The organism is Scleromatobacter humisilvae, from assembly GCF_023231945.1.
GTDB lineage: Bacteria > Pseudomonadota > Gammaproteobacteria > Burkholderiales > Burkholderiaceae_C > Scleromatobacter > Scleromatobacter humisilvae.
The window spans coordinates 357,932-378,315 of record NZ_JAJLJH010000002.1; the positions used below are offsets into that span (position 1 = coordinate 357,932).

Below are 20,384 nucleotides of genomic sequence, written 5' to 3' on the forward strand. Positions count from 1 at the left end.
CCGAATGGGTGGAAATCCCGGTAAGCGCGCGCCGGGCTCGTCACGAACGTCTCGTAGACTGGCAGCACAAGGAAACCAGGGAGACACGCCAGCATGACGCTGACCGTGGAGGAAGTGACCGCACTTGCGCCCGACGACGCATCCGCCAAGGCGGCGCGCGGCCTCGTGGTGCCCGCCAAATGGCCACTGCTCGGCGCGAACGAGTCCGCGGCCTGGGGCGAGTGCCAGGGCAGCGGCTCCAAGCCGTACCAGACGCAGGTCGACCTGTCGGGGCCGGCGTTCCGCTGCTCGTGTCCGAGCCGCAAGTTCCCGTGCAAGCACGGGCTGGCGCTGCTCATGCTGCGTGTGGAGCACGCGCCACGTTTCGTCGATGGCCAGCCGCCGGCGTGGGTCGGCGAATGGCTGGCCTCGCGCGGCGAGAAGGCGCAGAAGAAGGAGACCCAGCGGGCCGAACAGGCCGCGGCGCCGGTCGACCCGCAGGCCGCGGCGAAGCGCGAAGCCCAGCGCTGGAAGCGCATCGAGGGCGCCGCGCTGGACCTGCAACGCTTCCTCGCCGACCAGCTCGCGCGCGGCATCGGCTCGCTCGACGCCGCCGTGCTCAAGACCTGGGCCACGATGTCGGCCCGCATGGTCGACGCGCAGGCACCGGGCCTGGGCGCCCGCCTGCAGGAAACCGCGGCCGGCGTGCGCCGCGACGAACGCTGGCCCGAGCGCACGCTGCAAGGCCTCGGCCTGCTGCAACTGGCCTGCGATGCACTCAGCCGCCGCGACACGCTCTCGCCCGAACAGCAGGCCGACCTGCGCACGCTGGCCGGCTGGCCGCACGACCAGGCGGAGGTGTCGGCGACCGGCGAGCGCGTCGCCGACCGCTGGCTCGTTCTCGGCAGCGTCACCGAGGAGCGCGCCAACAAGCTGACTGAACGCCGGGCCTGGCTGCACGGCACGCGAAGCGGACGTGCCGGGTGGTTGCTGGACCACGCCTTCGCAGGCCGAGGCTTCGATCAATTCTGGTTCTCGGGCACGGCGATCGACGCAACGCTGGCATTCTTTCCGGGCGCCAGTCCGTTGCGGGCCCTGGCACTCGAGCGGGGCGAAGCATCGGACGCTCGCGAGGCCGGCGACCTCCTGCAACGCACGCCGGGTGCGTCGTCGCCCGAGGCGCCCTGGCGGCAGGTGGCGGAACGCGTGGCGGCCTGCCCCTGGATCGCGCTGCATCCGTTGCTGCTGCGCGATGTCGTCGTCGAGGTCACCGATGGCCGGCCCTGGTTGCGCCAGGCCGACGTGGCGTGGCCGTTGCGACTGGGCGATGCCGAGCTGTGGCGCCTGCTGGCCTGCACGGGCGGTGCGTCGGTCACGCTCGCGGGCGAATGGGACGGCGCCGCCATCCAGCCGCTGACCGCCTGGACGGACGGCGGCCGACCCGCCTGGATCAAGGAGGCCGCGTGATGCAGGACGCCTCGGCCTGGTCGGCGCTGCTGCCGGTGGCGATGGTCGGCACCGATCGCCATTCGGCGCCGTTGCCTCGCTGGCCCGGCGAGATCGGCGCCACGATCGCGGCGCTCGCCGACGTGGCACGGCCCGGCACCGAGGCCTCCGGCATCGACCAGGCGGCCGCCGACGTCCTGCGCGTCGCGGGCGTGCTGGCGGTCTGCGGCCTCGCGGGCGCGCGACCGCAGGCGTGCGCGCGCGAGCCAGTCGGGCCGGCGGCGCACGACTCGCAGCCCGTCGCCGACGATCCGGCCATCGCACACTGGTTCGGCTGGGCCCTGCGCGAAGGCCCGGATCGACTCAAGCAGGACTTCTTCCTGCGCTTCGCCAAGGCCGGCCTGCGCCTGCCGCACGCGCTGTTGCCGCTCGCGCTCGAACTCGCGCGCCAGTCGCTGGCCTTGCGCGCGACGATCCAGCCGCTGCTGGGCGAGCGCGGCGTGTGGCTGGCACGGCAACGCGAGGACTGGGCGTTCGCTGCCGGCGTCGCCACGCGCGACGACGACGATCCGCGCCAATGGGTCGAGGGCACGCTCGAACAGCGCAAGGCGTTTCTCGCGAGCGAACGCGCGCGCGACCCGCGCGCGGCGCGCGAGCGTCTCGTCGCCGCGTTGCCTGAGTTGCCCGCCAAGGAGCGTGCCGAGCTGGCACGCGGCCTGTCGGTCGGCCTGGGCATGGCCGACGAGCCGCTGCTCGATCAGCTGCGCGCCGACCGCAGCCAGGACGTGCGCGCCGAGGCCCTCGAGCTGCTGCTCCGCCTGCCCGAGGCCGCCCACCCGCGTCGCGCCGGCGAACGCATCGCGGCGCTGATGTCTCGCGGCTCGTTGCTCACCGGCCGCCGCTGGATCATCGAGCCTCCCACCGAGGCGGCCGACGACTGGAAGGCCGACCAGGTCGAGCCGGCCGTGGGCATCGCCAACATGGGCGAGCGCGCCTGGTGGTTGTACCAGCTGGCGAGGCAGGTGCCGCTCGCGTGGTGGACGGGGCACACCGGCCTGGAGCCGAAACAGCTTGCGGCCTGGGCCGACGGCAGCGACTGGGCGCAGGCTCTCTGGCTGGCCTGGCGCGACGTGCTGCGCCGCGCGCCGGATCGAGCGTGGGCCGAGGCGCTGCTGGACGACTGGACGAAGAACGCCGGCCCGCGCGCCGTGCTGGGCGACCGCGAGCTGGTGCTGCGGGTCGTCTCGCCGGAGGGGCGCGAGCGCTGGTTCGAGGCGCAGCTCAAGTCGGCCGACGCGCCGCTGGTGCCCACCATCTTCACCGTCGTCGCGAGTTGCCGACCCGGCGAGACACTGTCGCCGCGCCTGTCCAGCCTGATCATCCGGCGGGTGAAGCAGTCCCTCGCGCTGCGACCGACCGCCGACATCCCGGCCGCCCAGGACCCGATCGTGCACGCGCAGGACGCCGTCGGCCGCACCCTGCCCGACCTGTGCAGCGTGCTGCCGCTCGCGCTGCTCGCCGATTTCGACGACTGGCCCGCACAGCCGGCCGAATCCGCCGCCGTGAGCCGCGCCCGCCACGAGGGCCGCCAGATCATCCAGGCGCGCCGCGCCCTCGACGCCCATCTCCCCTGAGGCCCACACCATGACCGCACCTTCCCCCTCCGTGATGCGCCAGCACGCCGAACATCAGTTCGCCGAGGAACTGGCCGAACTGCGTCGCCACGACACCCGCGTGCGCCCGGCCAACTGGGCGTTGTCGCCCTGGGCCGTCGTGCACTACCTGATGGGCGGCAAGCTGGATAACGGCTTCGAGCTGAGCGCCAAGTACATCGGCGATGCGCGCCTGATGGAGATCGCCGTCGCCACGCTCGCGACCGACCGCGCGCTGCTGCTGTACGGCGTGCCGGGCACGGCCAAGTCGTGGGTGTCCGAGCACTTGGCCGCGGCGATCAGCGGCGATTCCACCATGCTGATCCAGGGCACCGCCGGCACCAGCGAGGAGCAGTTGCGCTACGGCTGGAACTACGCTCAGCTGCTGGCCAACGGACCGTCCGAAAAGGCGCTGGTGCCCAGCCCGATGATGAACGCGATGCGCCTGGGCAAGATCGCGCGCGTCGAAGAGCTCACCCGCATTCCGGCCGACGTGCAGGACAGCCTGATCACGGTGCTGTCCGAGAAGACGCTGCCGATCCCGGAGCTGGCCTCCGAGGTGCAGGCCGTGCGCGGCTTCAGCGTCATCGCCACGGCCAACAACCGCGACAAGGGCGTCAACGAGCTCTCGGCCGCGCTCAAGCGCCGCTTCAACACGGTGGTGCTGCCGGTGCCGGCCAGCGAGGACGACGAGATCGCGATCGTCGTCAAGCGCGTCGCCGAGATGGGCGCGGCGCTGCAGCTGCCGGCGGAGCCGCCGGCGCTGAAGGAGGTCAGGCGCATCGTGCAGATCTTCCGCGAACTGCGCAGCGGCAAGACGGCCGACGGCAAGACGCAGGTGAAGTCGCCCAGCTCGACGCTGTCCACCGCCGAGGCGATCTCGGTGATCAACAGCGGCATGGCGCTCGCCGGACACTTCGGCGACGGCGTGCTTCGCCCGCACGACATGGCGTCCGGCCTCATCGGCGCCGTGATCAAGGATCCGGTGCAGGACCAGGTGGTGTGGAACGAGTACCTGGAGACGGTCGTCAAGGAGCGTGACGACTGGAAGGATCTGTACCGCGCCTTCCGCGAGATGAACTGACGGCGCGCGGTTCCCGCATGAGCGACCACGACGACGCCGTCGCGCCGCCCGCGACCTCGGCCGAGGCCCCGGTGGAACGCCGCCGCGCGCCGGCGACGCACTTCTTCGGCATCCGCCATCACGGCCCGGGCTGCGCGCGCAGCCTGGTGCGCGCGTTCGACGAGCTGCGGCCGGACTGCGTGCTCATCGAAGGGCCGCCCGAGTCCGACGACCTGCTCGCGCTCGTGCTGGACGACGCCATGGTGCCGCCGGTCGCCCTGCTCGGCTACTGCCCCGACGAGCCCAGGCTGGCCGTCTACCATCCGTTCGCCACCTTTTCGCCGGAGTGGCAGGCCTTGCGCTGGGCCGCGGCCCACGGCGCGCCGGCGCGCTTCATCGACCTGCCGCTGGCGCACGAACTGGCGTTCGAGAAGGCGGCCCGCGAGGCGCGCCAGGCCGCGGCCGAGGCGGCGCAGGCCGCGCCGCCCGTCGAGGTCGAACCGGCCGCGGCGGCCGACGTCGACGAAGCGATCGTCCCCGAGGCCGACGAGCCGCTCGAGCACCGTGACCCGCTCACCTGGCTGGCGCGCGCCGCGGGCTACGACGACGGCGAGTCGTGGTGGAACCACATGGTGGAGGAACGCGCCGACGGCACCGAGCTGTTCGAGGCCATCGCCACGGCGATGACGTCGCTGCGCGCCGAACTCGGCGACCGCCACCCGACGCCCGAGGCCGCGCAGCGCGAGGCCCTGCGCGAGGCGTACATGCGCCAGTGCGTGCGCGCGGCGCAGAAGGAAGGCTTCGAGCGCATCGCGGTCGTCTGCGGCGCCTGGCACCTGCCGGCGCTGCGCGCGAGCGTCACGGCCAAGGCCGACGCCGCGCTGCTCAAGGGCCTGCCCAAGGTCAAGGTGCAGTCGACCTGGGTGCCGTGGACATACCGCCATCTCACGCGTGCCAGCGGCTACGGTGCCGGCATCGCCTCGCCCGGCTGGTACGAGCACCTGTGGAACACGCACGAGCGCCCCGGCCAGCGCGCCGTCGGCTGGCTCGCGCGCGTCGCGCGCCTGATGCGCGAGCGCGATCTCGATTGCTCGTCGGCCCACCTGATCGAGGCCACCCGCCTGGCCGAGACGCTGGCCGCGCTGCGCGAACGTCCCGCGCCCGGGCTGACCGAGCTCGACGAGGCCAGCCGCACGGTGCTGACGCTGGGCGACGACGCCGCGCTGCACTTCATACGCGACGCGCTGGTCGTCGGCGACCAGCTCGGCGCCGTGCCGCCGTCGGTGCCCACCGTGCCGCTGCAACGCGACCTCGAGGGGCTGCAGAAGCGCCTGCGGCTCAAGCCCGAGGCCGCGCAGAAGTCGCTCGACCTCGACCTGCGCGGCGACAACGACCTCGCGCGCAGCCACCTGCTGCACCGCCTGGCGCTGCTCGACGTGCCCTGGGGCAGCGTCGCCAAGGTGGGCCGTTCGGCGCGCGGCACCTTCCACGAGATCTGGACGCTGCAATGGCAGCCCGAGTTCGCGCTGCGCCTGATCGAGGCCAGCCTGTGGGGCCAGACCGTCGAACAGGCGGCCACCGCGCGCACGCAGGCCCGCTGCGCGGAGGCCGGCAGCCTGGCGGAGCTGTCCGCGCTGGTCGACCAAGCCCTGCTCGCCGACCTCGACCTCGCCGTGGCCACCGCGACGAAGGCCCTCGAGGATCGCGCCGCGCTCACCGGCGACGCCGCGCAACTGCTCGCGACGCTGCCGCCGCTGGCCAACGTCTTTCGCTACGGCAACGTGCGCCAGACAGACGCCGCGCTGGTCTCGCACGTGCTGGACGGCCTCGCGCTGCGCGCCGCCATCGGCCTGCCCGTGGCCTGCGGGGGCCTGGACGACAGCGCGGCCGAGGCCTTGCGCGGCGTGGTGCTGTCGGCCCATGCGGCGATCGCGCTGCGCGACGGCGAGGCGGCGACGCACGCCTGGCGCCGCGCGCTGGGCCAGGTGGCCGGGCAGGTCGGCGCGCACGACCTGCTCAAGGGCGTTGCGACGCGCCTGCTGCTCGACGCCGGCGAGTGGACGAACGACGCCGCCGCGCAAGCCATGTCGCTCAACCTGTCGGCCGGCGCCGAACCGGCGCATGCGGCGGCCTGGCTCGAGGGATTCCTGAATCGCAACGCGGTCGTCCTGCTGCACGACGCCACCGTCTGGTCGCTGGTGGACGACTGGCTCTCCGCACTGAGCGACGAGCATTTCATCCGCGTGCTGCCGCTGGTGCGCCGCACGTTCTCGGCCTTCGCGGCGAGCGAGTTGCACGACCTGTCGCACAAGGCGCGCCAGAAGGCCGGCCCGGCGCAGGCCGCCGCGCCGGGTGGCACGGGCGACGACGTGTTCGGCGCCTGGGACACCGACCGCGCCGCCCTGCCCCTGCCCTTGCTGCGGACGCTGCTGGGCCTGCCCGCAGCCGCCTCGAACGGAGACGCCGCATGAGTTCGATCCCCGAGCGCGAACGATTGGCGCGCTGGCGCCTGGTGATCGGCAACGAGGCCGAACAGGCCTGCGGCCCGCTGGCCGGGACGGCCATCGAGATGGACCAGGCCCTGACCGCGCTCTACGACTCGCAAGGCAACGCCGGCGGACTGGCAGGCACCAGCCGCCGCGGCGGCCGGGGCGGCTCGCAGCCCAGCGTCGCGCGCTGGCTCGGCGACATCCGCAAGTACTTCCCCAGTTCCGTCGTGCAGGTGATGCAGCACGACGCGCTGCAGAGGCTGAACCTGCGCGAGATGCTGCTGCAGCCCGAGATGCTGCGCAGCGCCCAGCCCGACGTCCACCTCGTCGCCAGCCTCATCGCGCTGTCACGCGTGATCCCGGCCAGCACCAAGGACACGGCGCGCATGGTCGTCAGGCAGGTCGTCGACGACCTGATGAAGCGGCTCGAGGAACCGATGCGCTCGGCCATCAGCGGCGCGCTCGATCGCAGCCGCCGCAACCGGCGCCCGCGCCACGCGGAGATCGACTGGCACCGCACGATCCGCGCCAACCTGAAGCACTGGCAGCCCGAGTACCGCACGGTCGTCCCCGAGACGCTGCACGGCTACGGCCGCAAGGCGCGCAGGCCGCAGCGCGAGATCATCCTGTGCATCGACCAGAGCGGCTCGATGGCCAACTCGGTGGTATACGCCAGCATCTTCGGCGCGGTGATGGCGACGCTGCCGGCGGTGTCGACGAAGCTGGTCGTCTTCGACACGAAGGTCGTCGACATGTCCGAGCAGCTCCATGATCCCGTGGAGCTGCTGTTCGGCGTGCAGCTCGGCGGCGGCACCGACATCAACGGCGCCGTCGGCTATTGCCAGACGCTCATCCGCGAGCCGCGCAACACGATCTTCGTGCTGATCTCGGACCTCTACGAAGGCGGCGTGGAAGCCAACCTGCTGCGCCGCGCCGCGACACTCGTCGAGAGCGGCGTCCAGTGCATCACGCTGCTGGCGCTGAGCGACGAGGGCCGGCCGGCCTACGACCACGCCCTGGCCGCCAAGCTGGCGACGCTGGGCATGCCATCCTTCGCCTGCACGCCCGACGCCTTCCCGGCGCTGATGGCGGCGGCGATCCGGCGCGACGACGTCGCGCAATGGGCCGCCGCGAACGGCATGGTCAACAGCCCGGCGGCCCGTTGAACGGCGCAGCGCCCGCGCGCCGCGCCGCCCCGCGTCACTTCTGCCGCTTCGGCAGCTTCCAGCCCGGCCGCGGGAAGTGGCAGGTGTAGCCGTTGGGGAACAGCTCGAGATAGTCCTGGTGCTCGGCCTCGGCCTCCCAGAACGGCCCCGCCGGCTCGAGCTCGGTCACGACCTTGCCCGGCCACAGGCCCGAGGCGTCGACGTCGCGGATCGTCTCCTCGGCGACGCGCTTCTGCTCGTCGGACGTGTAGTAGATCGCCGAGCGGTAGCTGGTGCCCTTGTCGTTGCCCTGGCGGTTCTTCGTGCTCGGATCGTGGATCTGGAAGAAGAACTCCAGCAGGTCGCGATAGCTGAGCACGGCCGGGTCGAAGCGGATCTCGATGCCCTCGGCGTGCGTGCCGTGGTTGCGATAGGTCGCGTTGGGCACGTCGCCGCCGGTGTAGCCGACCAGCGTCTCCTTGACGCCGGGCATCTTGCGGATCAGGTCCTGCATGCCCCAGAAGCAGCCGCCTGCAAGCACTGCGCGTTCCGTCGTCATTGCACGTCCTCCACCTGGTTCAGGTATTCGCCATAGCCCTGCTCCTCCATCTGCTCGCGCGGCACGAAGCGCAGCGACGCCGAGTTGATGCAGTAGCGCAGGCCGCCGCGGTCGCGCGGGCCGTCCTCGAACACGTGGCCGAGGTGGCTGTCGCCATGGTGCGAACGCACCTCGGTGCGGATCATGCCGTGCGTGACGTCGCGGAACTCGTCGACGAACGCGGGCGCGATCGGCTTGGTGAAGCTGGGCCAGCCGCAGCCCGACTCGAACTTGTCGGACGACGCGAACAGCGGCTCGCCGGACACGATGTCGACGTAGATGCCCGCCGCCTTGTTGTCCAGCAGCTCTCCGGTGCCGGGGCGCTCGGTGCCGCTGTCCTGCGTCACGTGGCGTTGGATGGGCGTCAGCTTGGCCAGCGCCTCGGGGGTCTTCCTGTACTCGGGCATCTTCGTTTCTCCATCAAGAACGTCCCTTCCATGTAGGGCCGGGGCGCTCCAACTCAAGTCGAGCTCGCGCGGGTCGCGCGTCACGCTCGCGCGCGGCCATGCGCGCGGAGCGCCGATGGTACGCCGGCATCCGACATGCCGCCGCCCACGGCGCACAAGCCCTCAGCGCCAGTCGTCCGCGTCGACGATGGCCAGGCCGTTGGTCGCCGCGCTGCTCAGCGTGGCCACGCCCTGCGGCGCGAAGTTGCCGTCCTGGTCGACCTTGAACACCGACACGCGCGAGATCCCGGCAGCCGCGTCGATCACGGCGGCGAACCCGTTGCGGTAGACGATGTCGGTCGGGTTGCCGACGAAGGTCGTGACGACGGCCGCGTCCTGCACCATCTTCTGGCCGTAGACGGCGTAGCGCGAGACCGACTGGCTGGGCGAGTTCGCCGAGAACAGGAACGGCCCGTCGAGCGCGACCCAGCACGGCGCATGCTGCGTGCCCGACGGCGTGACGGCGAGCACCGTGTTGTTGCGCACCAGGCTGATCTCGTCGGCATGGGCGATCGTCACGTAGGCCTCGTCGCCGCGCGCGGCCAGCCCGAAGGGCGCGTTGACGTTGGCCGGGATGTTGGCGACAAGGCTCGCGCTGCCGGCGACCGCACCGTCTCCCGACAGCCGCACGCTCTCGATCGCGTTGCTCTTCTCGGTGAAGATCAGCTCGCCCTTGATCACGCCTACCTGCGCGGCGGTGGCGTCGCCGTGCAGCAGCTGCGCCTGGCCGTCGACCTGCGGGACCACGCCGAACGGGCCGGCACGGTGCGACTCGACGTGGGTCGTCGTCAACACGTAGAGGTGGTCGTTGCCGAAGGCGACGCTGACCGGGCTGCCGAGGGTCGGGATCACGCGCTCCAGGCGGAAACGACGGCCGCCCTCGTCGCGTTCGAAGATCGACACGTTGGACGACCCGAAGTTGACGACCGCGACGCGGTCATGGCTGGCCGCGATGCCGCCGGCGTTGCCCGAGACGCCGCCCTGGCCCTGCGTCGGGATGCGCCTGAGGACATTGCCGACGGTGTCGAGCACGAGCAGCTCGTTGGTCGTCGCGTTCGATGCGGCGAGCACGAGCGCGCCTTCGGCGGACGCCGCCGTCGCGGCGCCCATCAGCAGGACGGCGGCCGCAGCGGCCGTCAGGATTCGTTCGATCATCGTTGTCTCTCCTGGAGGTGAACTGCGCGATGCCGCCCGGCATCCGCGCGCCGCGGCCGGTGCTGGCCGCAGCCTCCGTTGGTCGTCGAGGCCAGTGATCTCTTACACGAATCCTGAGCTTTACATACAGTACCCCGTATGCGCGAAACGCGCGGGCAATGGCGTCTCCGACGTTAGTCGCGCGAGGCGCCGAAACCTTACGCGCCCGTCACTTGTGCCTGCGCCAGCCGTCCAGGAACGCCAGCGTGACGGCGGCCTCGTTGGTCTCGGCCAGGCCGCTCGCGAACAGCGCGACGGCGTCGGCGTTGAACTCCTCGGCCCCGGCGAGGTCGCTCAGGCTGCGGAACGCGATGTACGGGATCGCGTTGGCGTAGGCGACGTGGGCCAGCGCGGCCGTCTCCATCTCGAAGGTCTGCGCCTGCAATTGCTCGAACAGGTACGTCCGGTATTGCGGATTGGCGAGGAAGGCCGAGCCCGAGACGCCGCGGCCGCCGACGATCACCTGCGGCATCGTCTTGACGCATAGCGCGGGGTCGGGCTCGCCGCCGGGCGTCTTCGTCGCCCTGGGGCCGCAGCGCGCCAGCGCCGGCTGGATCTCGCGCGCGACGGCCAGCATCTCGGCGTCGACCGGGTAGTCGAAGCGGAACTCGCCGGCGGGCGCGTTGGCCGCGGTCATGACGAAGTTCTCGCGCATGAACAGGCCCGTGGGCACCGCGCCCGCGGCGGTCGCGAGGCTGAACGGCGGCACGGGCCTGCCGTCGGCGCTCGCCAGCTTGAGGCCCAGGCACGAGACATCGGCCGCCTTGCCGCAGGTGGCGGGCAGCACGCTGTCGCGATTCCAGAACACCTCCAGCGGCATGGCCCAGCGGTCGGGGATCATGACGTCGCCCACATGGTGCGCCGGGTTCACGCCGCCCGCGATGCCCGACATCACCAGCCGCTGCACCTTGAAGTGGTCCACCATCAGCTGCGTGACCATCGTCGAATTGACCATGCTGACGCCGCTCAGCACGATCACGACCGGCACGCCGCGCAACACGCCCGTCGTGAAGCGGTTGCCGTTGATGACCCAGGCGTGCGGCTGCTGCGTCTGCGCGACGAGGATGTCGGCCTCCTGGCCGAACGCCGACACGATGCCGATGCGCGGCGTGCACTCGGTGAGGCAGGCGGACTTGGCCGCCGGCCTGGCCGCGAACGCCGATGACAGGCCCAGCGCCAGCAACGACGCAACGATCAATTTCTTCACGGGGAACTCCAGAAATGAAAAAGCGGCCGCGCGGGGCACGAGCCCGCGCGGCCGCAGACGTCGCCGATCTTAGAACGTCGCCTTGAACTGCACGCCGACCGTGCGCGGGTCGTTGATGAAGCCGGTCAGGTTGTTGAAGTCGATGCCGCCGGTCACGCGGATCTGGTTCGTGATGTTGCGCGCGAAGGCCGCCACCTCGTACTTGCCGCCGTCCCAGTCGTAGCCGGCGCGCAGGCCGCCGATGGTCATCGCCTTGCCGGTGAACTCCTTGGACTCGTAGAGGAAGAAGTTGACCTTGCTGCGGTACGACCAGTCGGTGTAGACGAAGTACTCGCCGCCGCTGGCCGTCGGGATGCCGTAGCGCGCGGTGACGTTGGCCACGTACTTGGGCGCCTGCGGCAGCGGGTTGCCGTTGATCAGCACGTTGCCGGCGGCGTCCTTCGGATTGGTCACCGTGCAGGTGGCGCACGGCGCCACCGTCAGGCCCGGATCCTTGATCTTCGTGAAGTTGTAGCTGCCGTTCAGGGTCACCAGCAGCGTGGGCAGGACGTAGGCGTCGAGGTTGATCTCGAAGCCCTGGCCTTGCACCTTCTTCGCGTTGATCAGCTGGGTGGCGTTGGACTCGCCGCCGACCGCGCTCAGCTGCTGGTCCTTGACCTCGTAGTGGAAGACGTCGGCCGAGACTCGGGCGCGGCGATCGAACAGGTCGGCCTTCACGCCCGTCTCATAGGACGTCGTCGTCTCGGGCTTGGCGTACGTGAGGTAGCCGAAGTCCGACGCCGGGAAGATGCTGGACGCGCGGAAGCCGGTGGCGACGCGGGCGTAGACGTTGGCGTCGGGCGTGACGGCGTAGGTGCCGCTCAGGTCCCAGTTGGTTCGCGAATCGCTGGTGCTCTTCGACAGCCCGGCGCTGTCGTTGACGGCGGTGTCGCTGACCGGGATGGTGTCGAGGTACTTGCGGTCGCGGGTGTAGCGCAGGCCACCGCGCAGCTTGAACTTGTCGGTCAGCGCATAGCCGACCGAACCGAAGACGGCCCAGGCGGTGTTGTGCTGCGTCGCGTCGACCTCGGTGGTCGGCCCGTGGAACAGCGTGTCGTAGGAGAAGCTCGAGATCTTGTACTTCTCGTGGTACAGGTAGAGGCCGGTCTGCCAGGTCAGCGGACCCGTGCCGCCGTGCTCGACGCGAAACTCCTGGCTCAACTGCTCGTGTCCGTTCATCGAGTCGGAGGTCTCGTCCGCGAAGGGGATGACGCCCGGGCCCATCGGCAGGTCATAGGCCGCGCCGTAGCCGCCGTCGACGTCGCCGCGGCTGGCCGCGTGCACGTGTTCCCAGCCGGTGATCGAGCTCAGGATGTTGTTGCCGCCGATGTCCCAGCGCAGCTTCGCGCTGGCGCCGTCGGTGTCGACGGTCTGCGAGTTCTTGCCGTCGATCGAGATCTGGTACGGATCGAAGCCGTCGACGAGATCGTTGGTGCCCGGCTTGATGATGTTGGCGCGGAACAGGCGCGCCGTGCCGTCCAGCGCGCGCGCGTGCACGTTGAACAGCGCGCTGAACGTGCCCGAGGGCTTGTACAGCAGCTGCAGGCGCCCGGCCTCGTCGTCGTAACCCTCGAGCTTGCCCGGGCCGGCGCCGGGCGCCGTGTTGGTGACGAAGCCGTTGCGGTGCTCGGACAGCATCGAGCCGCGGATCGCCCAGTCCGGCCCCAGTGGCATGCCGTAGGCGCCTTCGAGGTTGACCGTGTTGAACGATCCGTAGCTGGCGTTGAAGTAGCCGTTGGCGATGCGCGACGGCGCGACCGAGTCGAACTTGACCACCCCGGCCGGCGTGTTGCGGCCGAACAGCGTGCCTTGCGGGCCGGCCAGCACTTCGACCTGGTTGACGTCGAACATCGGGAAGCCCTTGAGGATGGGGTTCTCCTGGACGACGTCGTCGTAGATCAGCGAGACGGGCTGCGAGGCGTTGAGGTGGAAGTCGGTGTTGCCGTAGCCACGGATGTAGAAGCGCGGGAAGGCGCGCCCGAACGACGATTCGATGTTCAGGCTGGGCACCCGGCCGGACAGCGCGCGCACGTCCTCGCCGCCCGAATTGAGCACGTCGAGCGCCTCGCCGCCGATCGTGCTGACCGAGATCGGCACGGTCTTGACGTCTTCGGTGATGCGCTCGGCAGTCACAGTCACCGTCTGGAGCTTGCCGGCCTCGGCCGCGGACGCGGCATCGGCCGGCGCGACGGCCTGGCCGTGGGCGGCCGTGCCCGCAAACGCGAGCGCGATCAGCATGGCCAGGGGCTTGACCGGGGAGTGCGGCGTGGTGGAACGCGAAGCTTGGCGACTGGAGATGCGAGTGGTCATCGGATCGAGTCCTGAAAATTTATGTGTGCGCACGGTAAAGCAAGACGAGGGCCACGTCACAGTTCAGGATGGGGTGTGGAAGCCATGCCACATCGTGATTGCGAGGGTTGCGCGGCACGGCGACGCGCTCATGCGGGCTGTCGAATGACGGCCATGTGTCGACGGCTATGGGCGAGCGCCTTCGCATTCGGCAACATGGCGTGCCGCCGGCTCCGCGCGTCCCCGCTCTGACCTCGGTTTGCAGTGGACAAGCGAGCCCTCGGGCGCTCGCCCAAGCTGCGCCGTCGAAGGACGCCCCGGCATCGTGGATCCGCGGCGCGCAACCCGCACCGCCCGGGTGCGCGGCGCGCCTCAATCGTGCGTGGACGGTGCCGCGCCCGCTCGCCTCCCGGCGAACGCGCTCACTGCGCCGGCACGCCCTCGCGCCATTGCGGCCAGCGTGTGACGATGTCCGACACCAGCGGCCAGCCCGCGCGATAGAGGTTGGCGGTGGAGATCGGGAAGCCGCCCGATGGCGTGTTGAGCGACTCCTGCGCCGTCTGCCCCGGATGCGGGCGATCGAAGTTCGCGCCGGTGCGCAGCACGGCCACCCGGTGCAGGTCGAGGCGCCCGGCGGCCGCGCCGCGTCGCAGTGCCTCGTAGGTGGCGTTGTCCTCCTGCTGCGTGGTGCAGTAGGTGCCCTTGCCGTCCGTGAGCAGGCGCGTCCAGCTCGATGCGCGCTCGCCCAGCCGCGTGCCGTGCCACCACGTGTCGCCGGCCAGCGTGTCGCATTGCAGGACCGACGGCGCGGCCTGGGCGGCGGCCTGCGGGTATTGCTTGCGGTAGGCCGCGGCGGTGTCGTTGTCCTCGAGATGGGCATCGCGAGACAGCGCCAGCGCGCGCTGCAGCAGCGCCTCGTCCAGCTGGAACACCTCGGTGCCGTATTCCAGCTTGGGCTTGACCGACGGGTCGGCCGCGCCGATGCCGACGTAGCCGCCCTGCCACTGCGGCGGGGCATCGGCGGCGTCGAACTCCTGCTGCAGGCCGAAATCGACCAGGTAGCGTGCCCAGGCCGCGGCGCCCAGCGTGCCGACGTTCGGATCGATGCCGGCGATGCCGGTGACGACGAAGTACGTATGCGAGAGGTCGAGCTGCGGGCTCAGCACCAGCGCCATCGTCGAGGCCGCGGCGTTGGCGTGGCCCATGCCGGTGGTCATCACGCAGATGCCCGAGTCGGTGCACTTGATGTCCGGATAGTCCGCCGACAACCCGGCCACCCGAACCGTCTGCTTGATCGGAAGCTGCGCGAGCCAGGGCGCGGCCTCGGGCCCGAACAGCGTGATGACCATCACCTTGACCGGCCTGGTCTTCACAGCGGCGGCGGTGGATGGCGCGGCCGCGACCAGCAACGAGACGGCGGCGGCGATGGCGGCGACGACGCGCCGTGAGGAGGAGGACTGGCGTGACAAGGGGGTTCCCGTTGGAGGCATTCCCCTCATTGTGCGTGCTCGACAGCCTCGCGCAACCTCAAGCTTCACATCAACTTTCGATTGCACACCCTTGATTGGTTATGCGCATTGCGCTTTAACTTCGCGGTTCAAGTGATTGATTTAAATGAGCCCATTTCCTAGAAACAGCTTCATAATAGTGATGTATCCATTTGATCCATAAGGGTTCATTGCTTGTCGCCCCGCGCATCCACGGACCCGAACCCCGAGATCGACTTGCGCACCGTCGGCTGACCCCAGTAATCGACATGGCCGGCGCCCGAGATCTGCACGCGCAGCGAGTTCACCGTCCACAGCACCGCGTTGCCGACGCCGCTGATCGACACGTCGGCTCCGCCCGCCCGCAGTTGCTCGGCACCGATCTTTCCCTTGCCCGACACCGACAGCCGGAACTGGTCGACCTTGCCGGCCAGTTGCCCTTCGCCCGCGCCGGAGATCTCGAAGTTGAGGTTGCTCACCTGCAACTGATCGAAGCGCGCGACGCCGGAGCCGGCCATGCTGACGGTCAGGTGGTCGCCCGTGATCGGGCCGGGTGCAACGACGTCGTTCGCGCCGGACAACGTCAGCCGGCTCAGGTGGCGCACCCGCACCTCCACCTGCGCGCCGCTGCCGTTGTTCCAGAATTTCCAGCTGCCCGGCAGGTCGATCTTCAGGCGGCTGCCGCTCAGGCGCACCTCGACCGCTTCCTGGGCGTTCGCGTCGCCGGCCACGAAGACCTCGTCGCGGTCGCCCTGCACCAGGCGCACCTGGCCCGCGCCGTCCAGCACGACGTTGTCGAACGGGCCCGGCGCGTAGATCTTGCCCTCGGGCGCCTGCGCGTGCGCGAGGACGGGCGCGAGCACGAGCGCGGCCAGTACCAGCGGAGAAAGATGGCGGTTCATATCGATTGCTCCCTGAGCTTCCTGGAAACGTCGCGGTTGGCGGTGATGAGCGTGCCGTCGGTCATGCGCGCGACGAGCTGCGAGTTCTCGTCGGGCGTCAGCGACTCGACGAAGTCGAGGTTGACGATGCAGCTGCGGTGCAGCTTGACGAAGCGGGCCGGATCGAGCTTCTGCTCGAAGGTGACGATGGGCAGCCGCACCAGGTAGCTCTTGCCCTTGACGGCCAGCGCGGTGTACTTGGTGTCGGAGCGCAGGTACTCGATCGCGTCGACGTTGATCGGGAAGATGCGGCCCTGGTCGCGCACCAGCACACGCGTCAGCGGCGCGCCGTCGGGCGTCTGCAGCGCGTCGACCGTGCCGGCCAGCGGGGCCTGGGCCTCGCGCTGCACGTGGTTGATCGCCTCGACGAAGCGCTCGTGCGTGAACGGCTTGAGCAGGTAGTCGACGGCGTGCAGCTCGAACGCGGTCAGCGCGTGCTCGTCGTAGGCCGTGGTGAAGATCACCGACGGCTGGTGGGCGTCGCCGGCCAGTGCCTGCAGCACCTGCAGGCCGGTCAGCACGGGCATCTGGATGTCCATCAGCACCAGGTCGGGCCGCAGCGCGCGGATCTGCGCCAGCGCGCTGGCGCCGTCGCCGCAGGTGGCCACGAGTTGCAGCGAGGGCATCTGCGCGACCCAGTCGGCCAGCGCCTCGGCGGCGAGCGGTTCGTCCTCGGCGATGAGCACTTTGGTGAGTTCGGTCATGGTTGCGGTATCCAGAGATCGACGCGGAAGCCCGCGCCGGGTTGGGTGCGAATCTGCAGGCGGGCGCGGCCGTCGTAGTCGAGCGCGAAGCGGCGGCGCAGCGCGGTCAGGCCAATGCCGGAGCGGGCGGGCGCCGGGTCGTCCAGCCGGGCGGGCTCGCAGCCGGCGCCGTCGTCTTCCACGCTCAGCTCCAGGCCCTGGTTCATCAGGTTGCGCGCGCTGCGGATGCCCACGCGGCCGCCATCGACGCGCGGCGCGATGCCGTGCTGGATGGCGTTCTCCACCAGCGGCTGCAGGCTCAGCGGCGGGATCTCGTCGGCGAACGTGTCGGGATCGAGTTCCCATTCGACGCGCAGCCGCTTGCCCAGGCGCAGGCTCTCGAGCGCCAGGTAGTCGCGCACGAACTCGATCTCGTCGCCCAGCGGCACGCGGTCGGACGCGCTGCGCTTGGTGTCGAGCACATAGCGCAGCATGCCCGAGAAGCGCATCAACGCGGCCTCGGCCTGCTTGGCGTCCTTGCGCGTCAGGGCGATCAGCGAGTTGAGCGTGTTGAACAGGAAGTGCGGATTGAGCTTGCCGCTGATCACCGCCAGCTCGGCGCGCGCCAGCGCGGACTCGGCCTGCGCCGCGGCCAGCGACGCCGCGCGCGCCCGCCGCGCCTGCAGCCAGGCGGTGAACGCCGTGGCGATGGCCGCGTAGGCGATCACGCCCCAGATCGCGCGCCACAGCACGGTCTGCACGAGCATCACGTTGGCATAGACGTGTCCGTACAGGAGCGTCGAGACGGTGTAGTCGCACGCCTGCCAGGCAACGCCGAACACGATCGCCCCGACCACGTGCAGCACGACCTCGAGCGCCGTGCCGCGCTGCCCGTCCTGCACCCGGTGCACCCACGGGAACACGCCCACGCCCAGCAGCATCGGCGGCCACAGGCTCAGCGTGGCCTGGTAGACGGCCTGCCACAGCTGCCACAGGCCACGCTGGAATTCGGCGCCGGCCAGCACGTACAGCAGCCAGGCGACCGCGCAGGCGCAGGCGTAGGCGATCCACAGCGAACGGCGGCTGCCGTCGTCGGGGGTGGTGGGAGCGATGTTCCGGGACATGGCGCCATGGTACGTAACCGGCTGCCCGCCGCGGGCGCCGCGGGACGGATTGCGGGAATCTGCGACCGGAATGCGGTTGGCCGCGCCGGGGTGATGCCGCAGGCGGCCCGTCCGGCCCGGGCGACCGGAAATGACTTTCCAAATCCACGCCGTTGAGCTGGCCAATTTGGCAACATGTTCCCGATTCAGCGCCAATTCTGGAATGTTGTTTCAGCGCCTCGCCGATACGATAGTTCCCCATGCCTTCTCGGCACCCACCCGGAGCCCCGACGCCATGGAAATCTATCTCGACGCCAACGCCACCACCCCCGTGCTGCCGCAGGCGCGCCAAGCCGCCCTCGCGGCGATGGCCGAGGACTACGGCAACCCGAGCAGCATCCACAGCACCGGGTTGCGGGCGCGCTCGCTGATCGACGACGTCCGCGCCCGCGCGCGCCGCGTGCTGGGCGCGCCGACCGGGCGGCTGCTGTTCACCAGCGGGGCCACCGAGGGCATCCAGACGGCGGTGCTGTCCGCGCTGGTCGCGCTGCGCGACCGCCGCGACCGCGGCGAGGCCATCCCGCCGCTGTTGCTGTACGGCGCGACCGAGCACAAGGCCGTGCCCGAATCGCTGCGCCACTGGAATGCCTTGCTCGAACTCGGGCTGCAGGTGCAGGCGATCCCGGTCGGCGGCGACGGACGCCACGACCTGGCCTGGCTGCGCGAGCGCGCGCCGCTGGCGGGCCTGGTCTGCACGATGGCCGCCAACAACGAGACCGGCATCATCAGCGACCTCGACGGCATCGAGCAGGCGCTGGCGACCAGCCCGGCGCTCTGGCTGGTCGACGGCGTGCAGGCGCTGGGCAAGCTGTCGCTGCACCTGGCCCGGCGCCGCATCGACTACGCGCCCTTCTCCGGCCACAAGCTGTACGCGCCCAAGGGCATCGGCCTGCTGTACGTGCGCGACGGCGTGCCGTTCACGCCGCTGATGGCCGGCGGCGGGCAGGAGGCGGCGCAGCGCTCCGGCACCGAGAACATGACCGGCGTCGCCGCGCTCGGCGCCGTGCTGGCGGCGCTCGAGGATGGCGGCACCTTCCGCGACGCCGCCACGCTGCGGGCCTGGCGCGACCGGCTCGCCGACACGCTCGTGGAAGCTTTCCCGACGCTCGTCTTCAACGCGCCGCCGGCGTTGTGCCTGCCCACCACGCTCAATTTCTCCGTGCCAGGCCTCGCCTCCAAGCTGCTGCTGGACCTGTTCGACGCCGCCGACGTCCGCGTCAGCGGCGGCTCGGCCTGCAGCGCCTCGAAGGCGCAGCCCAGCTACGTGCTGGAGGCGATGGGCCTGCCGGCCTGGCAGACCGCGTCGGCCGTGCGACTGTCCTTCGGCCCCGCCGCCGACGACGAGTTCATCGCCGAGGCCTGCGAACGCATCCGCGCCTGCGGCAAGTCGCTGCGCGAGTGCTGCCTCGTGCCCAGCCAGCCGCGCACGCTGGCCGCCGAGGGCCTGACGCGCTTCATCGTCGACGGCGCCTGCTGCTACCTGCTGGCCGACGCCGCCAGCCGGCGCTGCGTCGTCATCGATCCGCTGCCCGAGCTCAGCACCCGCCTGGCCGACCTGCTGCACTGCCAGGGCTATACGCTCGCCGCGGTGCTGGACACCCACAGCCATGGCGACCACGCGTCGTCCGCCGGCGAGCTGCGCGCCGCGCTCGCCGACCAGATGGACGCCATCGGCCCGCTGGAGGCGCTCGGCTGGCCGGAAGGGGCGCGCGCGATCGAGCTGGGCAGCCTGTCGCTGACGCGGCTGGCCATCCCCGGCCACACGCTCGATTCGACGGCCTATCTGCTGCACGACGCCAAAGGCCTGCGCCTGGCCTTCGTGGGCGACACGGTGATGCCCGGCGCACTCGGCCGCAGCGATTTCGAGCAGAGCGCCCCGCTGTCGTTCGGCGGATCGCTGCTCAAGCTGGCGCAGGTCGTCGGTCCGGCAACGCTGCTGCTGCCCGGCCACGACTACGACGACCGCTTCGCCAGCACGTTGGCCACTGAGCGCCGCGCGCAGCCGCTGGTGGCGCGCGTGCTGGGCGGCGGGCTGGACGCCGCCGGCTTCGCCGCGGCCAAGGCCGATCTCGAGCGCGACCTGGGCCTGACCGGCTACCAGACGCTGGCCTGCGGCGCGCGCCTCGAACCGCGCGACGATGCGCTGTCCCAGGAGTTGACGCCGGCGGCGCTGCAGGCGCTGCTGCGCGCGCATCCCGACCTGCTGTTCGTCGACGTCCGCGAGGGCTACGAGCAGCGCCTCGGGCACGCGCCGGCGCTGGCGGCTCCCCAGGTGCGCCACCAGGCGATCGCGTTGTCGCAGCTGCCGCAGGCGCTGCCTGACTGGCTCGCGCTGCCCGCGCCGACGCCGGTGGTGTTCTACTGCCGCAGCGGCAATCGCAGCGCGCAGGCGGCCGGCGCGCTGCGTCGCCTGGGGCACGACAACGCCTGGAGCCTGGCGGGCGGCGTGGCCCTGTGGCGGCCGGAATCCGTCGACGAGCCCCAGTCCGCCGCGGCGCTCGGCTGACCGCCCGAAACGCTCTACCACAGGTTCATGCGGTCCTGACGCCACAGCAGGGTCGTC

At 70.9% G+C, this 20,384-nt stretch carries 16 protein-coding genes; 7 read left to right on the forward strand and 9 right to left on the reverse strand.

Annotated features, from left to right (window positions below):
- Positions 1-93 precede the first annotated feature (93 nt).
- Genes LPC04_RS10965 through LPC04_RS10985 form a run of 5 tightly spaced genes read left to right on the forward strand, consistent with a single transcriptional unit; the run spans position 94 to position 7,795 of the window.
- Positions 94-1,446 (forward strand): SWIM zinc finger family protein, encoded by a 1,353-nt coding sequence (locus tag LPC04_RS10965; RefSeq protein ID WP_275682257.1) that lies wholly within the window; start codon positions 94-96, stop codon positions 1,444-1,446.
- Complete coding sequence (locus LPC04_RS10970; protein ID WP_275682258.1) at positions 1,446-3,059, forward strand: DUF5691 domain-containing protein; 1,614 nt, start codon at positions 1,446-1,448, stop codon at positions 3,057-3,059. The genes LPC04_RS10965 and LPC04_RS10970 overlap by 1 nt, the downstream gene beginning before the upstream one ends.
- Before the next feature lie 10 nt (positions 3,060-3,069).
- On the forward strand, positions 3,070-4,161 hold the full coding sequence (locus LPC04_RS10975) for an ATP-binding protein (RefSeq protein ID WP_275682259.1): 1,092 nt from the start codon (positions 3,070-3,072) through the stop codon (positions 4,159-4,161).
- Between the two features lie 17 nt (positions 4,162-4,178).
- Complete coding sequence (locus LPC04_RS10980; protein WP_275682260.1) at positions 4,179-6,611, forward strand: DUF5682 family protein; 2,433 nt, start codon at positions 4,179-4,181, stop codon at positions 6,609-6,611.
- Positions 6,608-7,795 carry a vWA domain-containing protein gene (locus LPC04_RS10985; protein WP_275682261.1) on the forward strand — a complete coding sequence of 396 codons (1,188 nt, stop codon included), beginning with the start codon at positions 6,608-6,610 and terminating at the stop codon, positions 7,793-7,795. The genes LPC04_RS10980 and LPC04_RS10985 overlap by 4 nt, the downstream gene beginning before the upstream one ends.
- 34 nt (positions 7,796-7,829) lie before the next feature.
- Here the strand turns inward: LPC04_RS10985 and msrA are convergent, their stop codons facing one another.
- The 6 genes from msrA to LPC04_RS11015 form a co-directional block, all read right to left on the reverse strand.
- The gene (gene msrA, locus LPC04_RS10990; RefSeq protein WP_275682262.1) at positions 7,830-8,333 is read right to left on the reverse strand and encodes a peptide-methionine (S)-S-oxide reductase MsrA; all 504 of its coding nucleotides are present in this window, start codon (positions 8,331-8,333) and stop codon (positions 7,830-7,832) included.
- Complete coding sequence (gene msrB / locus LPC04_RS10995; RefSeq protein WP_275682263.1) at positions 8,330-8,779, reverse strand: peptide-methionine (R)-S-oxide reductase MsrB; 450 nt, start codon at positions 8,777-8,779, stop codon at positions 8,330-8,332. The genes msrA and msrB overlap by 4 nt, the downstream gene beginning before the upstream one ends.
- A gap of 162 nt (positions 8,780-8,941) precedes the next feature.
- On the reverse strand, positions 8,942-9,973 hold the full coding sequence (locus LPC04_RS11000) for a hypothetical protein (protein WP_275682264.1): 1,032 nt from the start codon (positions 9,971-9,973) through the stop codon (positions 8,942-8,944).
- 208 nt (positions 9,974-10,181) lie between these two features.
- On the reverse strand, positions 10,182-11,219 hold the full coding sequence (locus LPC04_RS11005; RefSeq protein WP_275682265.1) for a 5'-methylthioadenosine/S-adenosylhomocysteine nucleosidase: 1,038 nt from the start codon (positions 11,217-11,219) through the stop codon (positions 10,182-10,184).
- A gap of 69 nt (positions 11,220-11,288) precedes the next feature.
- Positions 11,289-13,568, reverse strand: a complete 2,280-nt coding sequence (locus LPC04_RS11010) for a TonB-dependent receptor (protein ID WP_275682266.1) — start codon at positions 13,566-13,568, stop codon at positions 11,289-11,291.
- Positions 13,569-13,969: 401 nt separating this feature from the next.
- Entirely contained in the window at positions 13,970-14,920 is a 951-nt protein-coding gene (locus LPC04_RS11015) for a purine-nucleoside phosphorylase (RefSeq protein WP_420854714.1), read from the reverse strand.
- Between LPC04_RS11015 and LPC04_RS11020 the strand changes: the two genes are divergently transcribed.
- Positions 14,889-15,152 (forward strand): hypothetical protein, encoded by a 264-nt coding sequence (locus tag LPC04_RS11020; RefSeq protein ID WP_275682267.1) that lies wholly within the window; start codon positions 14,889-14,891, stop codon positions 15,150-15,152. The two genes, LPC04_RS11015 and LPC04_RS11020, sit on opposite strands and share 32 nt — an antisense overlap.
- Positions 15,153-15,222: 70 nt before the next feature.
- Here the strand turns inward: LPC04_RS11020 and LPC04_RS11025 are convergent, their stop codons facing one another.
- The 3 genes from LPC04_RS11025 to LPC04_RS11035 are packed head-to-tail and all read right to left on the reverse strand — an operon-like array spanning position 15,223 to position 17,782.
- Positions 15,223-15,936 (reverse strand): head GIN domain-containing protein, encoded by a 714-nt coding sequence (locus tag LPC04_RS11025; protein WP_275682268.1) that lies wholly within the window; start codon positions 15,934-15,936, stop codon positions 15,223-15,225.
- Positions 15,933-16,679, reverse strand: coding sequence for a LytR/AlgR family response regulator transcription factor (locus LPC04_RS11030; RefSeq protein WP_275682269.1), 747 nt, complete (start codon positions 16,677-16,679; stop codon positions 15,933-15,935). Before LPC04_RS11030 ends, LPC04_RS11025 begins: the two co-directional genes overlap by 4 nt.
- Positions 16,676-17,782 (reverse strand): sensor histidine kinase, encoded by a 1,107-nt coding sequence (locus LPC04_RS11035; protein WP_275682270.1) that lies wholly within the window; start codon positions 17,780-17,782, stop codon positions 16,676-16,678. The genes LPC04_RS11030 and LPC04_RS11035 overlap by 4 nt, the downstream gene beginning before the upstream one ends.
- 274 nt (positions 17,783-18,056) lie before the next feature.
- On the opposite strand from LPC04_RS11035, the gene LPC04_RS11040 reads away from it, so the two are divergent.
- Positions 18,057-20,327: an aminotransferase class V-fold PLP-dependent enzyme gene (locus LPC04_RS11040; RefSeq protein ID WP_275682271.1), complete on the forward strand. Its 2,271-nt coding sequence runs from the start codon at positions 18,057-18,059 to the stop codon at positions 20,325-20,327.
- Positions 20,328-20,384: the final 57 nt, after the last annotated feature.

What these genes read in the sequence shown, in the direction of transcription:
- LPC04_RS10965 (WP_275682257.1), top strand. Translation starts at nt 94, where the DNA reads ATGACGCTGACCGTGGAGGAAGTGACCGCACTTGCGCCCGACGACGCA.
- LPC04_RS10970 (WP_275682258.1), top strand. Translation starts at nt 1,446, where the DNA reads ATGCAGGACGCCTCGGCCTGGTCGGCGCTGCTGCCGGTGGCGATGGTC.
- LPC04_RS10975 (WP_275682259.1), top strand. Translation starts at nt 3,070, where the DNA reads ATGACCGCACCTTCCCCCTCCGTGATGCGCCAGCACGCCGAACATCAG.
- LPC04_RS10980 (WP_275682260.1), top strand. Translation starts at nt 4,179, where the DNA reads ATGAGCGACCACGACGACGCCGTCGCGCCGCCCGCGACCTCGGCCGAG.
- LPC04_RS10985 (WP_275682261.1), top strand. Translation starts at nt 6,608, where the DNA reads ATGAGTTCGATCCCCGAGCGCGAACGATTGGCGCGCTGGCGCCTGGTG.
- msrA (WP_275682262.1), bottom strand. Translation starts at nt 8,333, where the DNA reads ATGACGACGGAACGCGCAGTGCTTGCAGGCGGCTGCTTCTGGGGCATG.
- msrB (WP_275682263.1), bottom strand. Translation starts at nt 8,779, where the DNA reads ATGCCCGAGTACAGGAAGACCCCCGAGGCGCTGGCCAAGCTGACGCCC.
- LPC04_RS11000 (WP_275682264.1), bottom strand. Translation starts at nt 9,973, where the DNA reads ATGATCGAACGAATCCTGACGGCCGCTGCGGCCGCCGTCCTGCTGATG.
- LPC04_RS11010 (WP_275682266.1), bottom strand. Translation starts at nt 13,568, where the DNA reads ATGACCACTCGCATCTCCAGTCGCCAAGCTTCGCGTTCCACCACGCCG.
- LPC04_RS11020 (WP_275682267.1), top strand. Translation starts at nt 14,889, where the DNA reads ATGACCATCACCTTGACCGGCCTGGTCTTCACAGCGGCGGCGGTGGAT.
- LPC04_RS11025 (WP_275682268.1), bottom strand. Translation starts at nt 15,936, where the DNA reads ATGAACCGCCATCTTTCTCCGCTGGTACTGGCCGCGCTCGTGCTCGCG.
- LPC04_RS11030 (WP_275682269.1), bottom strand. Translation starts at nt 16,679, where the DNA reads ATGACCGAACTCACCAAAGTGCTCATCGCCGAGGACGAACCGCTCGCC.
- LPC04_RS11035 (WP_275682270.1), bottom strand. Translation starts at nt 17,782, where the DNA reads ATGTCCCGGAACATCGCTCCCACCACCCCCGACGACGGCAGCCGCCGT.
- LPC04_RS11040 (WP_275682271.1), top strand. Translation starts at nt 18,057, where the DNA reads ATGGAAATCTATCTCGACGCCAACGCCACCACCCCCGTGCTGCCGCAG.